Source organism: bacterium (genome assembly GCA_036524115.1).
In the GTDB taxonomy this organism is placed as follows: Bacteria; JAUVQV01; JAUVQV01; order JAUVQV01; family DATDCY01; genus DATDCY01.
In genome coordinates this window covers 1-3,351 of record DATDCY010000043.1, presented here as the reverse complement: position 1 = coordinate 3,351, position 3,351 = coordinate 1, and the positions used below count along the sequence as shown (strand labels likewise).

The window sequence follows — 3,351 nt, the reverse complement described above, 5'->3', positions numbered from 1 at the left end:
TACCACGGGCACCTGCGCCGGTGCGGTCACGAGCTGCGGCGCCAACTCCGGCGCCGGGGCGGCTGGAGCGGGTTCGACCACGGGGTCGGGTGCGGCCTCGGCTGCGACCGTTGCCGCAGCCGCCACGGGAGGTGCGGCCGCCGGTTCCACGGGCGGCGCGGCCGGCTGCGCCGCGGGCATCGCCGTGAGAGGAACCGCCGGCGCGACGGGCTCCTTGCGCGACCGCCCCGACGGCAATGCGACCGCGGGCACCGGCTCCGCCGACGCCGCCGCTTCCGCGGGCGCCGGCGCCTCGGTGATGAAGTGCAGCCGCAGCATCGGCCTGGTCCTGTCGTGGCCGGCTGCGCCGACGCCGAGCCACAGGAACAAACCCGCGTGGACGAGCGTCGAGACGACGAGCGCGACGCGGAAGGGGCGGACGGTGAACTCCTCCCGCAGGTCGCGCAGCCCCCGGAGCGCAATGCTCACCATTGCACGCGCACCCTGTGGTCGGGCCCGGCGGCCGTCTGCACGGCCACGCCAAAGAGCGCCGAGAGGTTCTCGCCGGTGTAGGTCGCCTCCAGCGCCCCCGCCGCCAGGACGCGGCCATCACGCAGCAGGAGCACGCGCTGGCAAAACGCGCCCACGAGGTTCAGGTCGTGCGACACCGACACGAAGGTCAGCCCCTGCTCGCGCCGCAGCGCATCCAGCATCCGGAAGATCCCCAGCTCCTGCGCGAGGTCGAGGAAGCTCGAGGCCTCGTCGAGGAGCACGATGCGCGCCTCCTGCGCCAGCGCCCGCGCGATGAGCACCCGCTGGCGCTCGCCCGAGGAGAGCTCGTCGATCGTCCGCCCGGCGAAGCGCTCGGTGTCCGTGCGCCGCATCGCCTCGCGGCACACGGCGCGGTCGCGCTCGGAAAGCCAGCCCGGCCACGCCAGGTGCGGGAAGCGGCCCATGCCGACCATCTCCTCGACCGTGTACGGGAAGACGGTCCCGCTGCCCTGCGGGACGACGGCGACGAGGCGCGCCAGCTCCCGCCGGGAGTAGCCGGCGGCCGGGCGCCCGAGGACGCGGACCTCGCCGGCGCGCGGCCGCAGCAGCCCCGAGAGCAGGCGCAGGAGCGTGGTCTTGCCGGAGCCGTTCGGCCCGACGATGCCGAGCATCTCGCCTTCGGGCACGGCGAGCGAGACCCCGTCGACGACCGCGCGGCCGCCGAAGGCGAAGGAGAGGCCGGTGGCCTCGAGCGCGACGCTCACTGCCCCATCCACCCGCGGCGCCGGCGCAGGAGCACCAGGAAGAACGGCGCGCCGAAGAGGGCGGTGACGACGCCGACGGGCACCTCGGCCGGCGGCAGCACGCTGCGCGCCGCCGTGTCCGCCAGCACGAGGACGGCGGCGCCGGCGAGCGCCGATGCCGGCACCAGCAACCGGTGGTCCGCGCCGATGAGCGTGCGCAGGGCGTGCGGCACGACGAGGCCGACGAAGCCGACGAGGCCGGCCGCGGCGACGGCGGCGCCGGTGACGAGCGACGCCGCGAAGAAGAGCAGGGCCCGCGTGCGCGGCACGTCCACGCCGAGGTGGGCCGCCGTCTCCTCGCCGAGCGAGAGGGCGTTGAGCCGGCCGCCCGCGGACGTGAGCGCGGCGACGCCGGCGAGCACCGCGACGGCCACGGGCGCGAGGATCCCGCGCGCCGGCGAGGCGAGGCTCCCCATGAGCCAGTAGAGCGCGCCCTGCACCCTTCCGGCCGGGGAGACCGAGGCGAGGAACATCACCAGCGCCGAGCAGAAGGAGCTGACGACGACGCCGGCGAGGATCAGCGAGGTCGGCGGCAGCGCCCCGGCCCCCGCCGCGAGCCGCCAGACGGCCACCACCGCGGCGAGCGCCCCGGCGACCGCCGCCAGGGGCAGCAGCAACGGCATGGCGTCCGTGGCGCCGGTCACGAGCACAAGCACCGCGCCGAGCGCCGCGCCGCCCGAAAGGCCGAGCAGGTAGGGGTCGGCCAGCGGGTTGCGCAGCAGCGCCTGGAACGTCGTCCCGGACACCGCCAGGGCCGCGCCGACGAGCAGGCCGAGGGTGACGCGCGGCAGCCGCAGGTCCAGCAGGATGCGGCTTGGGGCTGGAAGTGCCTCGCGCGCGGCGGGGTCGACGACGACGCGGACCAGCTCGCCCCACGAGACCGAGACGGGGCCGGTCTTGAAGGAGACCAGCGCCGCGCCCGCGGCCAGCGCCGCCAGCGCGGCGAGCGTGAGCAGGGCGCGCCGCGCCGAAGCGCTCACCGGCCGGCCTTCCGCGGATGGAGGATCTCGGCGAGGCGTTCGAGCGAGTCCACGATGCGCGGCCCGGGGCGAAAGAAGCTCCCCTGGCCGACGGAGACGAGCCTCCCCGTGGGCAGCGCGCGCAGGCCGGTGGCCCCGGGCAGCGCCTGCCAGCTGCGCAGCAGCTCGGCGGGCGGCACCGGGCCGGGATCGGCGGCGTCGATGATCACCTCGGGGTCCTCGGCGAGCAGCTGCTCGAGGCTGTAGACCGGGTACTTGATGGGCGAGGCGCCGGCGATGTTCCTTCCGCCGGCGAGCGTGAGCATCTCGCCGACGAACGTCCCCGCGCCGGCGCTGATGAGCGGCACCCGGTCGATCGCGACGAAGACGCTCACCGGGACGCGCCCCGCCAGGCGCGCCGCCACCGCCGCGCGCCGCCACTCCAGCCCCGCGACCAGCGTGCGCGCCGCCTCGGCCCGTCCCGTGAGCTCGCCCATGGTGAGCATCGTGGAGAACACGTCGGCGATCGAGCGGGTGTCGATCGTGTACACGGGCACGCCGAGGGCCGCGAGCCGCTCGACGTCCGCCGGCCGGTTGCCGTCCGCCGTCGCGAAGACCAGGTCCGCCCCAAGCGCCACGATCGCCTCGAGCGAGGGGTTGATCACGCCGCCGATGCGCGGCTTCGTGGCCGCCTCGGGCGGCCAGTCGCAGTACTGGGTCACGCCGGCGACCCGGTCGCCGAGGCCGAGGGCGAAGAGCATCTCGGTGATGTTCGGCGCGAGCGAGACGATGTGCCGCGCCTCGGCGGGCACCACCACCGTGCGGCCGACGGCGTCGCGCACCGTTGCCGCGCCCGCACCGGTCGCCGCAACGCCCGCCAGCAGCGCGGGCAGGGCCGCTGCCGCGAATCGCGCCCTAATAGTCGATCCCATGGACCGGTTTGACGCCCTTCTCGTACGGGTGTTTCACCTGCTTCATCTCGGTCGCCAGGTCGGCCCCGCGCAGCAGCCCCGGCGGCGCCCAGCGGCCGGTGAGGATCACGAGGCGCGCCCCGCGCTCGCCGGCCACGCGGACGGCGCGGCGCACCGCCGCCGCGGGCAGCATGCGCAGGTGGCAGG

Annotated in this window: 5 protein-coding genes; all 5 read right to left on the bottom strand. The window is 76.1% G+C overall.

The genetic code is table 11. The features are described 5' to 3' along the window. On the bottom strand, positions 1-471 hold a 471-nt coding region (locus VI078_02115; protein ID HEY5998083.1), incomplete at its 3' end, for a hypothetical protein. After that, on the bottom strand, positions 465-1,235 hold the full coding sequence (locus VI078_02110; GenBank protein ID HEY5998082.1) for an ABC transporter ATP-binding protein: 771 nt from the start codon (positions 1,233-1,235) through the stop codon (positions 465-467). The genes VI078_02110 and VI078_02115, both read right to left, overlap by 7 nt. Beyond that, positions 1,232-2,254, bottom strand: a complete 1,023-nt coding sequence (locus VI078_02105) for an iron ABC transporter permease (protein ID HEY5998081.1) — start codon at positions 2,252-2,254, stop codon at positions 1,232-1,234. Before VI078_02105 ends, VI078_02110 begins: the two co-directional genes overlap by 4 nt. Next, the gene (locus VI078_02100) at positions 2,251-3,165 is read right to left on the bottom strand and encodes a helical backbone metal receptor (GenBank protein HEY5998080.1); all 915 of its coding nucleotides are present in this window, start codon (positions 3,163-3,165) and stop codon (positions 2,251-2,253) included. The genes VI078_02105 and VI078_02100 overlap by 4 nt, the downstream gene beginning before the upstream one ends. After that, positions 3,149-3,351: cob(I)yrinic acid a,c-diamide adenosyltransferase (locus VI078_02095; GenBank protein ID HEY5998079.1), on the bottom strand; the 203-nt coding region annotated here is incomplete at its 5' end. The genes VI078_02095 and VI078_02100, both read right to left, overlap by 17 nt.

Excerpts from the sequence above, each read along its gene's own strand:
- VI078_02100 (HEY5998080.1), bottom strand. The coding sequence starts at position 3,165 with ATGGGATCGACTATTAGGGCGCGATTCGCGGCAGCGGCCCTGCCCGCG.